Genomic DNA, 414 nt, shown 5'->3' with positions numbered 1-414 from the left:
AATGCAGATGAGGATGAAAAAGCAGATTTTTACCTTTATAAAGGATATGCTTTGATCGGAAACGGAGAGAATGTACCTGCAGCTGACTTGATGGCAGCTTCTGAAGCAATGCAGAAAGCTAAGGAATTAGGACATGCTGAAGCACAACAAGGTGCAACTGCAGTTAGTAATGCCCTTGTAAATGCTGCAATTGCCGATCAAAATGCTCAAAAATATGCACAGGCAGCAGAAAAGCTGAACTCTGCTTATAGAATGAATACCAGGGATACTCTTTATCTTTATTATGCTGCTTCCAATGCTGTGAATGCACAGGATTATGACACAGCACTAAAATTTTATGAGGAGCTACAGGATTTAGGTTTTACAGGAGAAGAAGTGATCTTTACTGCTGTGAACAAAGAAACCGGGGAAGAG

Annotated in this window: 1 pseudogene; it reads left to right on the top strand. The window is 40.3% G+C overall.

The features are described from left to right. Positions 1 to 414 (top strand): annotated as a pseudogene (locus HC176_RS16910) (tetratricopeptide repeat protein); the annotation flags it as partial.

It is taken from the genome of Tamlana crocina (assembly GCF_012037625.1).
The sequence above is the reverse complement of the archived record's forward strand: the minus strand, read 5'-3'. Positions and strand labels throughout refer to the sequence as shown.